We start from the raw sequence: 13825 nt of genomic DNA, 5'->3' as shown, positions 1-13825 counted from the left end.
GACGGGGGACAGGGGTTGCGCTTCTGGGCTTGGTCAGAAGGCGGACAAGGTTGATAGAGAGGAAGATCAGTCGAGGATCTCGCCGGTTTTCTTGAGGCGGCGCTTCTTGGTGCCGTCTTTCTCCACCACGATTTCCACGCGGCTGGCCACCTTTTTGTCGGTGGAATAGAGCATCACGTTGGACGCGTGCAGGGACGCTTCCTCGGTGACGATGCGGCCGGTCTCGCCCTCCTGGGTGGGCTTGACGTGGCGGGTGCGCAGGTTCACACCCTGCACCACCACGCGGTTCTCGTAGGGAAGGGTGCGCAGGACCTCACCGGTCTTGCCCTTGTCCTTACCGCTGATCACCTGCACGGTGTCGCCCTTTTTGATGCGCATCTTGGTGCGCACCTGAGCCTTGGCTTTAGGGGTGGCAGTCGCCATCTCAGATCACCTCCGGAGCGAGGGACACGATCTTGGTGAAGTTGCGGTCGCGCAGTTCGCGTGCCACAGGACCGAAGACGCGGGTGCCCTTGGGGTTGTTGTCAGTGCCGAGGATCACGGCAGCGTTGTCGTCAAAGCGGATCGAGTTGCCGTTGACGCGACGCAGGGTGGCCTTGGTGCGGACCACCACGGCCTTCACCACATCCGACTTCTTCACGCCCATGTTGGGCATGGCGTCTTTGACGGCGGCCACGATCACATCGCCCACGTGGGCGTAGCGACGGTTGGTGCCCAGCACACGGATGCACTGGATGCGCTTGGCGCCGCTGTTATCAGCGACGTTGAGGAATGTTTCCTGTTGAATCATCGGGAGATCTCCTCAGCTGGCGCTGCTTTTGTTCAGCACCTCGGCCACGGCCCAGCGCTTGGTGCGGCTGAGGGGACGGGTCTCGGTGATGCGGACGCGGTCACCCACCTTGCAGGTGTTCTCCTCGTCGTGCGCCTTGTAGCGCTTGGTGCGGCTCACCGTCTTTTGATAGATGGGGTGAGGGAAGCGGTTTTCCACCGCCACCACCACGGTCTTGTCCATCTTGTCGCTGACGACGGTGCCGACCCTTTCCTTGGTTGCCATAACGGTTACGTAGGGGATCAGGAAGCGGCGGAGCGCTGGCGCTCCGTTTGCACCGTCAGCAGCTGGGCCAGCTTGATGCGGGCGGCCTTGAAGCGGTGCGGTTGCTCGAGACGGCGGGTGGCCTGCTCAAAGCGAAGGGTGAACAGCTCGCGACGGGTGTCGTCGATCTGGGTGGTGATGTCGCCGTCGGAAAGCTTGCGCACCTCGGCGATGTCGGGACGGGCCATGGTCAGGACTCCACGGTGGTGGCCGCTTCGGCAGCCTGGGCAGCGTCCTGATCCGCGAGGGTCAGGAACTTGGTCTTCACGGGCAGCTTGTACTGCGCCAGGCGCATGGCTTCCTTGGCGATCTCGGGGGTGATGTCGGCACCGCCCATCTCGAACAGGATGCGACCGGGCTTGATCACGGCCACCCAGAACTCGGGGTTGCCCTTACCGGAACCCATACGGGTTTCAGCGGGGCGCATGGTCACCGGCTTGTCGGGGAAGATCCGGATCCAGATCTTTCCGCCCCGCTTCACGTAGCGGGTCATGGCACGGCGGCTGGCCTCAATCTGACGGGAGGTGATCCACCCGCACTCCTGGGCCTGCAGAGCGAACTCACCGAAGGCGATGGTGTTGCCACGGGTGGCGACACCGCGCATGCGGCCGCGCTGCTGCTTACGGAATTTGACGCGTCTTGGACTCAGCATGGTTCAGGCCTCCTGATCACTCTTCGTTCGAACGGTCTTCGAACTGTTGGGGCCGGCGGCTGGCGCGGCGCTTCGGCGCTGCACCCACGGGCACCTTGTCCTTGTTGCCGGGCAGCACTTCGCCCTTGAACACCCACACCTTGATTCCCAGCACCCCGTAGGTGGTGGTGGCCACCTTGGTGGCGTAATCGATGTCGGCGCGGAGGGTGTGCAGGGGCACGCGGCCTTCGCGGGTCCACTCGGTCCGAGCGATCTCGGCGCCGTTGAGGCGGCCGCTCACCTGGATCTTGAGGCCGAGCACGCCAGCGCGCTGGGCGCGCTGGATGGCCATGCGCATCACGCGGCGGAAGGCCACGCGCTTCTCCAGTTGCTGGGCGATGTACTCAGCCAGCAGGTAGGCGTCGGCGTCGACGCGCTCCACTTCCACCACGTTGATCCGCACCTGACGGGCGGAATCACCAATGGTTTTCTGGATGCCGCTGCGCAGCTCCTCGATGCCGCTGCCCTGACGGCCAACGAGCACGCCGGGGCGGGCGGTTTTGAGTTCCACTTCGAGCTGATCAGCCTTGCGGGCGATCACCACGTCGCTGATGCCAGCGGCGCCGTACTTCTTGTGGATGAACTTGCGGATCCGATCGTCTTCTTGAAGAAGGGTCGGATAGGTCTTGCTGGGGGCATACCAGCGGGACCGGTGCTCCTGGGTGATCCCCAGGCGCAGTCCGGTTGGATGGATCTTGTGTCCCATCGGTCGGTGTCCTCGGGGGTCAGGCGGCAGGAGCCACAGCAATGCTGATGTGGCAGGTCTTTTTCTGGATCGCGTAGGCGCGACCCTGGGCGCGGGGGCGATAGCGCTTCATCACCGGACCCATGTCCGCCGTGGCGGAAGCGATCACGAGTGAAGAAGGATCGAGACCCAGGTTGTGCTCGGCATTGGCCACCGCACTGCGCAGCACCTTGGTGATCGGGCCGGTGGAGCGGTAGGGCATGAACTCGAGCATGATCAGCGCGTCGCGATAGCTGCGACCACGGATCTGATCGAGCACCCGGCGCACCTTCGAGGCAGAGCCCCGAATGAAACGGCCGTGGGCCTGGGCAGTGGTGGATGAGGTGTTTGCCATGTCCTCAGCGGCCTCCTTTCTTGTCCTTGATGTGGCCGCGGAAGTTGCGCGTCGGCGCAAATTCCCCGAGCTTGTGGCCCACCATCTGCTCCGTCACGTAGACGGGCACGTGAGCCTTGCCGTTGTGAACGGCAATCGTGTGGCCGATCATCATCGGCAGGATGGTGGAAGCGCGCGACCAGGTCTTGATCACGGACTTGTCACCGGCCGCGTTCTGCTTTTCAACCTTCCGCAGAAGGCTGTCGGCAATAAACGGACCTTTTTTGAGAGAGCGTCCCATAGCGGTTTAAACGAACAGCAAAGCGGTGAGTTGGATCACGAATCGCGTCCGCCGCGGCTCCGCTTGGAGGTGCGACGACGTTTCCGGAGCACAAACCGATTGCTGGGTTTGTTCCGCTTGCGGGTCTTGAGACCCAGGGCCGGTTTGCCCCAGGGGGTGACAGGGCCGGAGCGGCCGATCGGAGCGCGGCCCTCGCCACCACCGTGGGGGTGATCGCAGGGGTTCATCACGCTGCCTCGCACCTGAGGGCGACGACCGAGCCAGCGACGACGACCGGCCTTACCCAGGCTGGTGTTGCGCACTTCGGAGTTACCCACTTCGCCGAGGGTGGCGTAGCACTCACGGCGCACCAGGCGCACCTCGGTGGAGGGCAGCTTGAGGGCGACGTAATCGCCTTCCTTGGCCATCACCTGGGCACTGGCACCGGCGGTGCGCACCATCTGGCCGCCGCGACCGGCGTACAGCTCAACGCAGTGAACGCTGGAGCCGAGGGGGATGGCGGAGAGAGGCAGCGCGTTGCCGTTCTCGATCGGAGCCTCAGGGCCCGACACCACGGTGGAGCCCACCGCTACACCGGCCGGAGCCAGGATGTAGCGCTTCTCGCCATCGGCGTAGAAGAGCAGCGCCAGGCGGGCGTTGCGGTGCGGGTCGTAGTGGATCGCGGCCACCTTGGCGACCACGCCGTGCTTGTCGCGACGGAAATCAACGACGCGATAAAGGCGCTTGTGGCCACCGCCACGGTGGCGGCAGGTGATCACGCCGCGGTTGTTGCGGCCCTTGCGCTGGTGCTTGGCCACCACCAGGCCCCGCTCGCGCCCGCGGCCGGTGACTTCAGCGAAGTCGCTGGCGACACGGGTGCGGGTGCCGGGGGTGATGGGGCGGTACTTACGGATTCCCATGATTCGTTAAACCCCTCAGGCTTCAGGGAAGAGCTGGATGGCGTTGCCATCGGCCAGGCGCACCACGGCCTTCTTCACCTGGGCACGCTTGCCGGCGAAACGGCCCACGCGACGGGTGCGGCGCGGGGGATTCATGGTGCTGACGCCGACGACCTTGACGTCGAACAGCTGCTCGACGGCGGCCTTGATGTCGGGCTTGGCCGCCCGATGGTCCACCTCGAAGGTGTACTGGTTCTGCTCGATGGCCCGGGTGGCCTTCTCGGTGATCAGCGGCCGGCGGATCACATCCGCCAGACGACCTTTAAAGCGTTCAGTCATCGCCGTAGACCTCCTGAATCTTCGCGAGCGCTTCCTCGCTCACCACCAGGGCGTTGGCGTGGAGCAGATCGAACACGTTGAGCTGATCAGCGGCGATCAGCTTCACCTTTTCAAGGTTGCGCACCGAGCGGCGCACCACCTCGCTGGGGGCATCCAGCACCAGCAGCACCTTGGCGCCATCGGCGATGCCGAAGCGGCTCAGGGCTGCGGTGATCTCCTTGGTCTTGGGGGTGTCCAGACCAGCGGCGAAACCCTTCACCACGGTGATGTCCGCAGCGCGGCTCATCAGGGCGGTGCGCAGGGCGAGGCGACGCTCCTTACGATTCATCGCCAGGTTGTAGGTGCGGGGCTTGGGCCCGAACACCACGCCACCACCGGGACGCAGGGGGGTGCGGATCGAACCCTGACGGGCGCGACCGGTGCCCTTCTGCTTGTAGGGCTTGCGACCACCGCCGGCCACCTCAGCGCGGGTGAGGGTGCTGGCCGTGCCCTGACGGGCGTGGGCCAGCTGACGCACCACAGCGCGGTGTACCAGATCCTTGGCGGACGTTTCCTTGGCGACCTTCAGCTCAAGGCTGGCCTTGCCGGCCTCCTTGCCCTGCCAATCGCGAACAACACAGTTAGCCATCTCTGTCCTCCTCAGTTCGCGGCTTTAGCGCCCACCCGCTTGGCGGGGAGGATGTTCAGCAGGGCGCCGGGCTTACCGGGCACCGAGCCCTTCACCACGAGCAGGTTGCGCTCGGCATCCACTTTCAGGATCACGAGGCCGCGGGTGGTGATTTGCTTGCCGCCGTAGCGACCAGCCATGCGCTTACCGGGGTAGACGCGGCCCGGGGTGGTGCCGGCGCCGGTGGAACCCGGTTCGCGGTGGTTCTTCGAACCGTGGGTCATGGGGCCGCGGCTGAAGCCGTGACGCTTCTGATAACCAGCGAAACCACGACCAATGGTGTCGCCGCTCACATCGACCTTCTGGCCCGCCTCAAAGGCGGCCACGGTGATTGCGCTACCGAGCTCCAGACCGTCGACGGAATCGACGCGGTATTCCTTCAGGTGGCGCAGAGGCTCGCTGCCGGACTTGGCCAGGTGACCCTTGGCCGGCTTGTTGACGAGCTTCTCGCGGATGTCACCGAAGCCCAGCTGAACGGCGGTGTAGCCGTCGGTGCTGTCGGTTTTGAGTTGGGTAATCCGGCAGGGACCCGCCTCGATCACGGTGACCGGGATGGATCTGCCTTCGTCGTCGAAGAACTGGGACATGCCCAGTTTCTTCCCAAGAATGCCGATGGACATATGGAGGGAGAAACGCCAGCAGGACCACCACTCCTCTGGAGTGGCGTGGCTGAATCGGGTTGCGCCGTGGGGCCGTATCGGATGGGCCGCTTCCGGAGTGATCCGGGGAGCAGCACGCAGATTCGGTTGGGCTAGCAGCGTCGAAACAGCGGGGGCTGGGACTTGCTGGGACGAGCGGAACCCGTGAAGGAGCCGGTCATCAGATTCAGCAGTTTCCCGGTGACTCAAGAGAGCCACACAGGCCCGGGAAGGCCGCCACCACTGGCGACCTTTGTGCAGTGCGCTGGAGGCCCGGCTAGCGGACGGGCACAGTTGCAATTGCACAAGCGAACATGGTATCTCACCGACCGACACCCCATGGCCCGGCGGTGTCCTGCCAGACTCGCCCCCAACATCCCGCTCAGCCCATGCCCCTGCTGCTCACCGGCCGCGGATTCCGCCAGGAGCTGGAGCGGGCTGGCGCTCTCGCCCTCTACGCACCTTTAGAAGGTGGAGCCGAAACGCGCCTGCTGCGCCGTATGCGCGCCGCGGGCTACCGAGCCCAGATCACCTCAGCTCGGGGGCTGGGGGATCCAGAAGCCTTCCTGCTGCAGCAACACGGTGTGCGCCCGCCCCACCTCGGCCACCAAAGTGTGGGTCGTGGCGCAGCGGTGGGTGAGGTGCAGATGGCCGCCCCCCAGCTCGGCCACCTCTTTGATGGCAACGCGCCGGTGCTGCTTTGGCTGCTGGAAGGCCAGGTGCTCTCCCAGGCCGAACTGGCCGCCCTGCTTGAGCTCACCCGCCGTGAACCGCGCCTGAAGATCGTGGTGGAGCTGGGTGGTGCCCGGTCCCTGCGCTGGCAGCCGCTGGCTTCGGTGCTCGCCCAGGCCGCTTGAGCACGCTGGCGGCTGCCGAAGCCGCCCTGGCGGCCGGCCGCTTCGTGAAACTGATCTGCGGCGCCGGCAATCAAGACCTGGCCGCGATCGAAGATCTATGCGCCGTGTACAGCCTCGCCGGCGTGCACTGCATTGATGTAGCCGCCAATGCCGCCGTGGCCGCCGCAGCGCGGCGCGGCATGGCCTGGGCTGAGGCACGCGGCGCCGCCAGACCCTGGCTGATGCTCAGCCTCAGCGACGGGGCCGATCCCCATTTCCGCAAGGCGAGCTTTGATCCCCAGCGCTGCCCAAGCGACTGCCTCAGGCCCTGCCAACGGGTTTGTCCAGCCCTGGCCATCGGCCCCAGCGGCGGTGTGTTGGCAGAGCGCTGTTACGGCTGCGGCCGCTGCCTGCCCGCCTGCCCCCTGGGCCTGATCGATGAGCAGCAGGTGCTGCTCAGCCCCGAGGTGGTGCCGCAGCTGCTGGCCAGCGTGCAACCCGATGCGGTGGAGTTGCACACCCAGGCGGGCCGCCAGGAGGCCTTTGCCCAACGGCTGCAGCAGGTGCAGGCCAGCGGGATACGCCTCCAGCGCCTGGCGGTGAGCTGCGGCCTCGAGCGCGGGGCCCAGGGCGGCTCCGGGGCCGCCGGCGCCCAAACCAGCCCCCTCAGCGCGCGCGAACTGGCGGCGGAGCTATGGCAGCGCTTTGCCCTGCTGCGCGCGGCAGGGTTCCGGCCGCTCTGGCAACTCGATGGCCGGCCGATGAGCGGTGATGTGGGTGCCGGCACGGCCCGCTCCGCCGTGAAGCTGTTGGAGGCGATCCGCCCCTGGGCCCCGCCAGGCCCCCTGCAGCTGGCTGGCGGCACCAACGCCCACACCGCTGAGCTGCTCTCCGCCGGGGCGGGTGCGGCGGGTGTGGCCTTCGGCGGCATGGCCCGCAGCCTGCTGCAACCGTTGCTGCTAGAGGCCGAAGCGCACGGCGGGTTGCTGCGGGACTGCCCGGAGCTGTTCGAGCAGGCCCTGAACCTGGCCCAGGCCCTCCTGGCGCCCTGGCAGCGCCGCTGATGGCTAGAACGCCAGTCCAGGAATGCCGGCGCGTCCGCCGGTTCCGCCCTCTGTGATGGTTTCCGCTCCAATCACCCCCCAGCGCATCACCGACGATCTCGACCGCCTGCTGGAGGTGTTGCCCGAGGCCGTGCGGCAGGCGCTGGCACCCGTGGAGGCGCGCGAGCAGCTGTTGGAAGTGGTGCTCGATCTGGGCCGGGTGCCGGAGGCCCGCTACCCCGGCCGGGCCGTGAGCCTCGGCGAGGCGGTGGTGGAGCGGGCCGATCTGGCCGCCGTGGTGGAGCAACTGGGGGCCTTCGGCGGCGACAACCGCGCCGGCATCGAGCGCACCCTGCACCGCATCAGCGCCATCCGCAACCGCACCGGCACGATCGTGGGACTCACCTGCCGGGTGGGGAGGGCCGTGTTCGGCACGGTGGCGATGGTGCGGGATCTGATGGATTCGGGCCAATCGCTGCTGCTGATGGGCCGCCCCGGCGTGGGCAAAACCACCGCCCTGCGCGAGATCGCCCGGGTGCTGGCCGATGACCTGGGCAAGCGGGTGGTGGTGATCGACACCAGCAACGAGATCGCCGGCGATGGCGACATTCCCCACCCCGCCATCGGCCGGGCCCGGCGCATGCAGGTGGCCCGTCCCGAACTGCAGCACCAGGTGATGATCGAGGCGGTGGAAAACCACATGCCGGAAGTCATCGTGATCGATGAAATCGGCACGGAGCTCGAAGCGCAGGCGGCGCGCACCATCGCCGAGCGGGGCGTGATGCTCGTGGCCACAGCCCACGGCAACGAGCTCGCCAACCTGGTGAAGAACCCCACCCTCAGCGATCTGGTGGGGGGCATCGAATCGGTGACCCTCGGTGATGAGGAAGCCCGGCGACGGCGCACCCAGAAAACCGTGCTGGAGCGCGCCGCCGAGCCCACCTTCCCCCTGGCGGTGGAGATGCACAGCCGCCACCGCTGGCTGGTGCATCGCGATGTGGCCCGCACCGTGGATCTGCTGCTGCGCGGCCAGCTGCCGCGGCCGCAGGTGCGCGAACTCGATGGCGATGGCCGCCTGCACCTCCAGGAACCGAGCCCGCCCCAGGCCCTGATCCGCCCAGAACCGGCCCAGGGCGGACGGCCGCCGCTGCCGCGCCGCCCTCGCGAACTGGCTCCGGTGCCCCTGCCGGATCCAGTGGCCGCTCCCGCGCCCGCCGAGGCAGTGGATGAAGCCAAGGCCGCCGCCCCCCAGGCGCCACTGCTGCTCTACAGGGTGGGCGTGAGTGCGCTGTTGCTGGAGCAGGCGATCCGCAGCCGCCGCCTGCCGGTGCAGTGCGTGGATGCCGTGGAAGAGGCCGATGTGGTGCTGGCCCTACGGCAGCACCTGGGCCAGCAACCGGAGCTGCGGCGCCGGGCCCAACAGGCCGGCGTGCCGATCCTGGTGATCAAGGCCGACACCCTTCCGCAGGTGCAACGGGGCCTCGAGCGGCTGCTGCAGCGCCGGGAGCCGGCGGAGCCCCCCCAGGCCGAGCCGGGCCGCAGCGGCGCCGACGACGATCTGGCCGCCCTGGAGGAGTGCCGCCTGGCCGTGGAGCAGCTCGTGCTGGCCAAGGGGCAACCGGTGGAATTGCTGCCCCGCAGCGAGCGGGTGCGTCGCCTGCAGGCGGAGCTGGCTGCCCGCTATCAGCTGACCTCGGCCGACTTCGGCAGCGGCCGCCAGCAGCGGCTGCGCATCTTTCCGCGCTGATGGCGGAGGCAGGAGGAGGCCCGAGATTGGCCGCCGAGATTGACGAAGGTCGACCCGCTGTGGGTAACTATCTGAGTGCTCGCACAGCAGCGCTTCGGCGCCTGACCTGAGCGACTCGTTGGGCCGTCGCCAAGTGGTAAGGCAGCGGGTTTTGGTCCCGCCATTCCTAGGTTCGAATCCTAGCGGCCCAGTTTTCCGAGCTTCCAGCCATGGCTGATGCGCCACTGCTGGTGTTCGATTTTGATGGCGTGCTGGTGGACGGCATGGCCGAGTACTGGTGGAGCGCTCGCCGCGCAGCCCTGGCGCTCTGCCCCGAGCGCACGCTGCCCGAGCAGGCACCCCCCGCGTTCAGCCAGCTGAGGCCGCTGATCCACAAGGGCTGGGAAATGGTGCTGGCCGCCCTGGAGCTCTCCAGGCCCGAGCTCAACCTGGCCGATTACCTCCAGCATTACGAGCGCCATCTCCAGGCTGCGCTGGTGCGCTGGCAGCTCGAGCCCCACACCCTGCAACGCAGCCTCGAGGAGCTGCGCCAACAAGCGATCGCCAGCCACCCCGAGGCCTGGTTGGCCCTGCACCAGCCCTACCCCGGCGTGATCACACGGCTGCAGGCCCTGAGCCAAGGAGGCACCCCCTGGCGGGTGCTCACCACCAAGGGGGGGGCCTTCGCCCAGGAGCTGCTGCAGGCCTACGGTCTGCAGCCCGAAGCGGTGGATGGCCATGAACAGGGCAGCAAGCCCGAGGTGCTGCTGCAGCTGAGCCGCCAGCAATCGCGCCCGATCTGGTTTGTGGAAGATCGCCGACCCACCCTCGAGCGCGTGCGCAGCACCGCTGGGCTGGAAGCGGTGCGCTGCTACCTGGTCACCTGGGGCTACCTCTCCCCCGGCGACCTGGCGAATCTGCCGGCCGGCATCAGCCCATTGGACCCGGAGCAGTTCGCCGCACCCCTGGCGAGCTGGCCCTGATCCGCTAGCGTACGCCTGTACTACAGCCAGGTGGAGCCGGCAGCGGTGAAACATCTGGCGCCTGCGGTGGCACTTCTGTAGATGAGGTCGCCCAGGATGAGCCCGGTTCCGCCGGCTCCCTGCACCGCGGCCTGCCCCCATCGCTGAATCGCAGACATGCCAGCCGACACCAAAACCAGCAGCACCGCCGCTGGCGCCTCCAACACCAATCCCGAGCGCGACAAGGCCCTGGGCCTGGTGCTCAACCAGATCGAACGCAACTTCGGCAAGGGCTCGATCATGCGCCTGGGGGATGCCTCGCGCATGCGGATCGAGACCAGCCCCACCGGCGCCCTCACCCTCGACCTCGCCCTGGGCGGGGGTTACCCCAAGGGCCGGGTGGTGGAGATCTACGGCCCGGAAAGTTCCGGTAAAACCACCCTCACCCTGCACGCCATCGCCGAGGTGCAACGCCGCGGTGGCGTTGCAGCCTTCGTCGACGCTGAACACGCCCTGGATCCGGTCTACGCCGCCGCCCTGGGCGTGGATATCGAAAATCTGCTGGTGTCCCAGCCCGACACCGGCGAGATGGCGCTGGAGATCGTCGATCAGCTGGTGCGCTCCGCCGCCGTTGACATCGTGGTGGTCGACTCGGTGGCCGCCCTCACCCCCCGCGCTGAAATCGAAGGCGAAATGGGCGATCTGGCGGTCGGTAGCCAGGCCCGCCTGATGAGCCAGGCCATGCGCAAGATCACCGGCAACATCGGCAAATCCGGCTGCACCGTGATCTTCCTCAACCAGCTGCGCCAGAAGATCGGCGTGACCTACGGCAACCCCGAAACCACCACCGGCGGTAATGCCCTGAAGTTCTACGCGTCGGTGCGCCTCGACATCCGCCGCATCCAGACCCTCAAGCGCGGCACGGAGGAATACGGCATCCGCGCCAAGGTGAAGGTGGCCAAAAACAAGGTGGCGCCGCCGTTCCGGATCGCTGAGTTCGACATCCTGTTCGGCCGCGGCATCAGCACCGTGGGCTGCCTGCTGGATCTTGCCGAAGAAAACGGCGTGGTGGTGCGCAAGGGCGCCTGGTACAGCTACGAAGGCGACAACATCGGCCAGGGCCGCGACAACACGATCACCTGGCTCGAGCAGAACCCCGAGCCCAAGGAGAAGATCGAGCGCCAGGTGCGCGAGAAGCTGAGCGAAACCAGCGACTCCCTCAAACCTGTGGCCGCCGCCGCTGCTCGCCTGGCCGCCAGCGGCGGCGCTGCCAGCACGAGCGAGGAGGCAGTGCCGGCCGCCAGCTGAAGCCAGCGGGGAGTGGTCGCAGACCAGCGCAATAAAAAGCCCCCGCTCTACGGCGGGGGCTTTTCCTCAGGCTTGCCTTCAACAGCCTGCAACAACGGTGAAGCGCTTCAGGCGCCCACAGCCGAGGCAATGGGGGCCGGTTGGCAGTGAAGAGCAGCGGCAACGCGCTCGAGCTCCTGAATGGCCTCGGCACCTTCAAATTTCACCAGCTCGTGGCCATTGCGGGATTCCACCCAGCTGATCCCGTAATCCGACACGAGAAAACGCACCATGTGGCCATCGCCCAGATCGGCCACAAACGAGGCACCGTGACCGTCACGGTCATCGCCGCAGACATAGCAAGTGGCAGCAAATCCTTGTTGCTGCAAGCCATCGGCGAGAGCACGAAGGCTCATCACCAGGTCTTCAACAACCGATCGGTAGTGCTCAGCAAGACGCGCGAACATGAGCGCAGAGCAGTGAATGCTCCGATCCTAAGCTTTTCTTCAGGATTGCGTGGGTAGGAATACTCAGCGCGGCTGCTCTGTCACCGTTTGCCGACGCATCGGGATCAGCCGTCCGCCAGGGTCCACCAGCCCGCAGCTGGTCCAACGAAGCGCACAATCACCCAAAACAGCACCAACGCCGCGATCCCCACCCAGGCACCGCGGGTGGTGATCTGCACAAATTGCTCGCCCTGGCGCTGGGTGAGGGGCAACCAGGGGGCCAGGCGCGGTGAGGTATCGACAGGCTTGGTCTTCGCTGGCTTGGGCCGCGGGGGCAATCCCTGATCAGCGCGGCGCTTGGCCTCTCCCATCGAGCCGGTTCGCATCAGCGCCCCAGGGTAAGGGGCTCAATCGGGTCGCAACCGCGTCAACGCCACCCAGGGTTCCAGAGCTTCCAGCACCGTGCGCCCCCAGCCCCGGCGTCGCAGGCGCCCATCCAGCACCGCCAGCAGACCGCTGTTGCGGCGCACGCCGGCCACAGCCAACTGCAGCCGCTGCAGTGCCTCCGGCAGCAGCAGCTCCCGGAACCAATCCCGACCTCGCTGGCGCAGCGCCGCGACCCGGGCCGCCGTGAGGGGATCCTCCAGGCTGGCGATCGGCAAGGTGGCCGCCACCAGCTGCGCCGGCAAGGGCAGGCGCGCCTGGTGCTCGAGCCACCAACTCCAGCCACAACAAACCACCCCGTTGCTCTCCGGGGCCGTGAGCTGATGCCCCACCCGGGTGCCGAATTCAGCCGCAAGGGCACTGGTGAGCCGCAGGCGCTGGCCTTCGTCATCCACCAGCACCACCGTGAGACCGCTCTGCCCCAGCACCAGTCGCCGGCACTGATCGAGCAGATGGGTGTCGTAGTGGGGGGCATTGGGCAGGGGCTGCCCCTGGGGCGCAAACAGCGGCAGGGGATCCAGCAGTGGCGGGTCCGCCAGGCTCAGCTCCACCTGGGGGGTGAAACCGAGCACCGGGCCCTGGGCTTCCGGCCAGGGACCCACCAGCACCACGCCGCGGCCGTGCAGCAACCCAGGCAATTCCGCCAGGGGCTGGAGCGGCTGGCGATGCCATTGCCACTGCAACACGGTGGGATTCACCCGGGCCCAGCTGGTCCAGCCCTCGCCAGCGCTCTCCAGCCAGCGCGGCCAGGGCTCGGGCAGGGGGCCCAAAACTGCTAACAGCTGCCGCAGGGGCGCTTCCTCCTCCGGCGCGATCGCCACCTGCTGATGGGGGCCACAAGGCCGGGCCAGCAAGCGTCGGCTGAGCCGTTCATGCAACTGCAGCAGGCTCGCCGCCGCTGAAGGCAGGCTGCGGCGCAGCTGCTCCCAGTGGTCGGTGTCGATCACCACGGCCAAGGCGTCCCGCAGGAGCGGCTCGAGCCATTCCCCTTCCGGCACCACCAACTGCTGATCCACCAGGGCCCCGCTGGCCCAGGCCTGGGCGAGTTGCTCGTGCTGGAGCAACCACAAGCGGCCGGCTGGTGGGGGCTGGGACCCTTCCCAGCAGGCCAGATGGAGGCCCACGGCCTCCAGCCGCGGCAACTCCACCTTCAGCAGGCGCTGCCGCAGGGCCGGGCTCACCACCATCGCCACGCTCTGGGGGTGCAGCGCCAGGGGCACCAGCAACCCCAGCAGCCAGCTGGGATCACTGCCTGGAGCCAGGCGGATCAGGGTCTGGTCGCCGCGGCGCAGGCTGCGGGCCACCAGGCGGCTCAAGGTGAGGTGGTGGGGCCAGCGCGGTTCACCGGCCTGGCGGAGCAGCGCCTTGAGTTGATGGTGGGCCCGCGCTTCCAGCATCGTGAAAGCGTAGGAAGCT

General features: G+C 67.4%; 20 protein-coding genes and 1 tRNA gene. 6 read left to right on the top strand and 15 right to left on the bottom strand.

Translation table 11 applies throughout. The features are described from left to right. Positions 1 to 66 precede the first annotated feature (66 nt). The 12 genes from rplX to rplC are packed head-to-tail and all read right to left on the bottom strand — an operon-like array spanning position 67 to position 5647. The gene (rplX, locus tag KUL97_RS06440; RefSeq protein WP_010311652.1) at positions 67 to 423 is read right to left on the bottom strand and encodes a 50S ribosomal protein L24; all 357 of its coding nucleotides are present in this window, start codon (positions 421 to 423) and stop codon (positions 67 to 69) included. 1 nt (position 424) lies between these two features. Further along, positions 425 to 790: a 50S ribosomal protein L14 gene (gene rplN, locus KUL97_RS06435; RefSeq protein ID WP_010311654.1), complete on the bottom strand. Its 366-nt coding sequence runs from the start codon at positions 788 to 790 to the stop codon at positions 425 to 427. Between the two features lie 12 nt (positions 791 to 802). Next, positions 803 to 1054: a 30S ribosomal protein S17 gene (rpsQ, locus tag KUL97_RS06430; protein ID WP_217796166.1), complete on the bottom strand. Its 252-nt coding sequence runs from the start codon at positions 1052 to 1054 to the stop codon at positions 803 to 805. 17 nt (positions 1055 to 1071) lie between these two features. Beyond that, positions 1072 to 1281 (bottom strand): 50S ribosomal protein L29, encoded by a 210-nt coding sequence (gene rpmC / locus KUL97_RS06425; protein ID WP_010311657.1) that lies wholly within the window; start codon positions 1279 to 1281, stop codon positions 1072 to 1074. Between the two features lie 2 nt (positions 1282 to 1283). Beyond that, positions 1284 to 1745: a 50S ribosomal protein L16 gene (rplP, locus tag KUL97_RS06420; RefSeq protein WP_217796165.1), complete on the bottom strand. Its 462-nt coding sequence runs from the start codon at positions 1743 to 1745 to the stop codon at positions 1284 to 1286. A gap of 16 nt (positions 1746 to 1761) precedes the next feature. Further along, on the bottom strand, positions 1762 to 2490 hold the full coding sequence (rpsC, locus tag KUL97_RS06415) for a 30S ribosomal protein S3 (RefSeq protein ID WP_217796164.1): 729 nt from the start codon (positions 2488 to 2490) through the stop codon (positions 1762 to 1764). A 19-nt stretch (positions 2491 to 2509) separates the two neighbouring features. Continuing rightward, the gene (rplV, locus tag KUL97_RS06410) at positions 2510 to 2863 is read right to left on the bottom strand and encodes a 50S ribosomal protein L22 (RefSeq protein ID WP_217796163.1); all 354 of its coding nucleotides are present in this window, start codon (positions 2861 to 2863) and stop codon (positions 2510 to 2512) included. A gap of 4 nt (positions 2864 to 2867) precedes the next feature. After that, positions 2868 to 3143 carry a 30S ribosomal protein S19 gene (rpsS, locus tag KUL97_RS06405; RefSeq protein WP_217796162.1) on the bottom strand — a complete coding sequence of 92 codons (276 nt, stop codon included), beginning with the start codon at positions 3141 to 3143 and terminating at the stop codon, positions 2868 to 2870. 35 nt (positions 3144 to 3178) lie between these two features. Next, the gene (gene rplB / locus KUL97_RS06400; protein ID WP_217796161.1) at positions 3179 to 4042 is read right to left on the bottom strand and encodes a 50S ribosomal protein L2; all 864 of its coding nucleotides are present in this window, start codon (positions 4040 to 4042) and stop codon (positions 3179 to 3181) included. Positions 4043 to 4057: 15 nt separating this feature from the next. Then, a complete protein-coding gene (locus tag KUL97_RS06395; RefSeq protein WP_217796160.1) occupies positions 4058 to 4360 on the bottom strand; it encodes a 50S ribosomal protein L23 in 303 nt (100 codons plus the stop codon). Beyond that, on the bottom strand, positions 4353 to 4988 hold the full coding sequence (gene rplD, locus KUL97_RS06390) for a 50S ribosomal protein L4 (RefSeq protein WP_217796159.1): 636 nt from the start codon (positions 4986 to 4988) through the stop codon (positions 4353 to 4355). Before rplD ends, KUL97_RS06395 begins: the two co-directional genes overlap by 8 nt. Before the next feature lie 11 nt (positions 4989 to 4999). Then, positions 5000 to 5647, bottom strand: a complete 648-nt coding sequence (gene rplC, locus KUL97_RS06385; RefSeq protein WP_217796158.1) for a 50S ribosomal protein L3 — start codon at positions 5645 to 5647, stop codon at positions 5000 to 5002. A 407-nt stretch (positions 5648 to 6054) separates the two neighbouring features. On the opposite strand from rplC, the gene ndhN reads away from it, so the two are divergent. The 6 genes from ndhN to recA all read left to right on the top strand — a co-directional run bounded on the left by ndhN (position 6055) and on the right by recA (position 11540). Then, the gene (ndhN, locus tag KUL97_RS06380) at positions 6055 to 6522 is read left to right on the top strand and encodes an NAD(P)H-quinone oxidoreductase subunit N (protein WP_217796157.1); all 468 of its coding nucleotides are present in this window, start codon (positions 6055 to 6057) and stop codon (positions 6520 to 6522) included. Further along, on the top strand, positions 6519 to 7565 hold the full coding sequence (locus KUL97_RS06375) for an LdpA C-terminal domain-containing domain (RefSeq protein ID WP_217796156.1): 1047 nt from the start codon (positions 6519 to 6521) through the stop codon (positions 7563 to 7565). The genes ndhN and KUL97_RS06375 overlap by 4 nt, the downstream gene beginning before the upstream one ends. A gap of 55 nt (positions 7566 to 7620) precedes the next feature. Continuing rightward, complete coding sequence (locus KUL97_RS06370) at positions 7621 to 9291, top strand: AAA family ATPase (protein WP_254896275.1); 1671 nt, start codon at positions 7621 to 7623, stop codon at positions 9289 to 9291. Positions 9292 to 9410: 119 nt separating this feature from the next. Continuing rightward, positions 9411 to 9482: transfer RNA gene (locus KUL97_RS06365), tRNA-Gln, on the top strand. 18 nt (positions 9483 to 9500) lie between these two features. After that, positions 9501 to 10253 (top strand): HAD family hydrolase, encoded by a 753-nt coding sequence (locus KUL97_RS06360; protein ID WP_217796155.1) that lies wholly within the window; start codon positions 9501 to 9503, stop codon positions 10251 to 10253. Positions 10254 to 10409: 156 nt separating this feature from the next. After that, on the top strand, positions 10410 to 11540 hold the full coding sequence (gene recA / locus KUL97_RS06355; protein WP_217796154.1) for a recombinase RecA: 1131 nt from the start codon (positions 10410 to 10412) through the stop codon (positions 11538 to 11540). 107 nt (positions 11541 to 11647) lie between these two features. Here the strand turns inward: recA and KUL97_RS06350 are convergent, their stop codons facing one another. From KUL97_RS06350 to KUL97_RS06340, 3 genes are all read right to left on the bottom strand, one after another. Beyond that, positions 11648 to 11986 (bottom strand): DUF1815 family protein, encoded by a 339-nt coding sequence (locus KUL97_RS06350; protein ID WP_217796153.1) that lies wholly within the window; start codon positions 11984 to 11986, stop codon positions 11648 to 11650. 104 nt (positions 11987 to 12090) lie between these two features. Next, positions 12091 to 12336 carry a DUF2839 domain-containing protein gene (locus KUL97_RS06345; RefSeq protein WP_217796152.1) on the bottom strand — a complete coding sequence of 82 codons (246 nt, stop codon included), beginning with the start codon at positions 12334 to 12336 and terminating at the stop codon, positions 12091 to 12093. A gap of 36 nt (positions 12337 to 12372) precedes the next feature. Further along, complete coding sequence (locus tag KUL97_RS06340; RefSeq protein WP_217796151.1) at positions 12373 to 13806, bottom strand: helicase; 1434 nt, start codon at positions 13804 to 13806, stop codon at positions 12373 to 12375. Positions 13807 to 13825 lie beyond the last annotated feature (19 nt).

This window comes from Synechococcus sp. HK05 (assembly GCF_019104765.1).
In the GTDB taxonomy this organism is placed as follows: Bacteria; Cyanobacteriota; Cyanobacteriia; order PCC-6307; family Cyanobiaceae; genus Vulcanococcus.
This window is presented reverse-complemented; position numbering and strand designations above follow the sequence as displayed.

Excerpts from the sequence above, each read along its gene's own strand:
- rplX (WP_010311652.1), bottom strand. The coding sequence starts at position 423 with ATGGCGACTGCCACCCCTAAAGCCAAGGCTCAGGTGCGCACCAAGATG.
- rplN (WP_010311654.1), bottom strand. The coding sequence starts at position 790 with ATGATTCAACAGGAAACATTCCTCAACGTCGCTGATAACAGCGGCGCC.
- rpsQ (WP_217796166.1), bottom strand. The coding sequence starts at position 1,054 with ATGGCAACCAAGGAAAGGGTCGGCACCGTCGTCAGCGACAAGATGGAC.
- rpmC (WP_010311657.1), bottom strand. The coding sequence starts at position 1,281 with ATGGCCCGTCCCGACATCGCCGAGGTGCGCAAGCTTTCCGACGGCGAC.
- rplP (WP_217796165.1), bottom strand. The coding sequence starts at position 1,745 with ATGCTGAGTCCAAGACGCGTCAAATTCCGTAAGCAGCAGCGCGGCCGC.
- rpsC (WP_217796164.1), bottom strand. The coding sequence starts at position 2,490 with ATGGGACACAAGATCCATCCAACCGGACTGCGCCTGGGGATCACCCAG.
- rplV (WP_217796163.1), bottom strand. The coding sequence starts at position 2,863 with ATGGCAAACACCTCATCCACCACTGCCCAGGCCCACGGCCGTTTCATT.
- rpsS (WP_217796162.1), bottom strand. The coding sequence starts at position 3,143 with ATGGGACGCTCTCTCAAAAAAGGTCCGTTTATTGCCGACAGCCTTCTG.
- rplB (WP_217796161.1), bottom strand. The coding sequence starts at position 4,042 with ATGGGAATCCGTAAGTACCGCCCCATCACCCCCGGCACCCGCACCCGT.
- KUL97_RS06395 (WP_217796160.1), bottom strand. The coding sequence starts at position 4,360 with ATGACTGAACGCTTTAAAGGTCGTCTGGCGGATGTGATCCGCCGGCCG.
- rplD (WP_217796159.1), bottom strand. The coding sequence starts at position 4,988 with ATGGCTAACTGTGTTGTTCGCGATTGGCAGGGCAAGGAGGCCGGCAAG.
- rplC (WP_217796158.1), bottom strand. The coding sequence starts at position 5,647 with ATGTCCATCGGCATTCTTGGGAAGAAACTGGGCATGTCCCAGTTCTTC.
- ndhN (WP_217796157.1), top strand. The coding sequence starts at position 6,055 with ATGCCCCTGCTGCTCACCGGCCGCGGATTCCGCCAGGAGCTGGAGCGG.
- KUL97_RS06370 (WP_254896275.1), top strand. The coding sequence starts at position 7,621 with ATGGTTTCCGCTCCAATCACCCCCCAGCGCATCACCGACGATCTCGAC.
- KUL97_RS06360 (WP_217796155.1), top strand. The coding sequence starts at position 9,501 with ATGGCTGATGCGCCACTGCTGGTGTTCGATTTTGATGGCGTGCTGGTG.
- recA (WP_217796154.1), top strand. The coding sequence starts at position 10,410 with ATGCCAGCCGACACCAAAACCAGCAGCACCGCCGCTGGCGCCTCCAAC.
- KUL97_RS06350 (WP_217796153.1), bottom strand. The coding sequence starts at position 11,986 with ATGTTCGCGCGTCTTGCTGAGCACTACCGATCGGTTGTTGAAGACCTG.
- KUL97_RS06345 (WP_217796152.1), bottom strand. The coding sequence starts at position 12,336 with ATGGGAGAGGCCAAGCGCCGCGCTGATCAGGGATTGCCCCCGCGGCCC.
- KUL97_RS06340 (WP_217796151.1), bottom strand. The coding sequence starts at position 13,806 with ATGCTGGAAGCGCGGGCCCACCATCAACTCAAGGCGCTGCTCCGCCAG.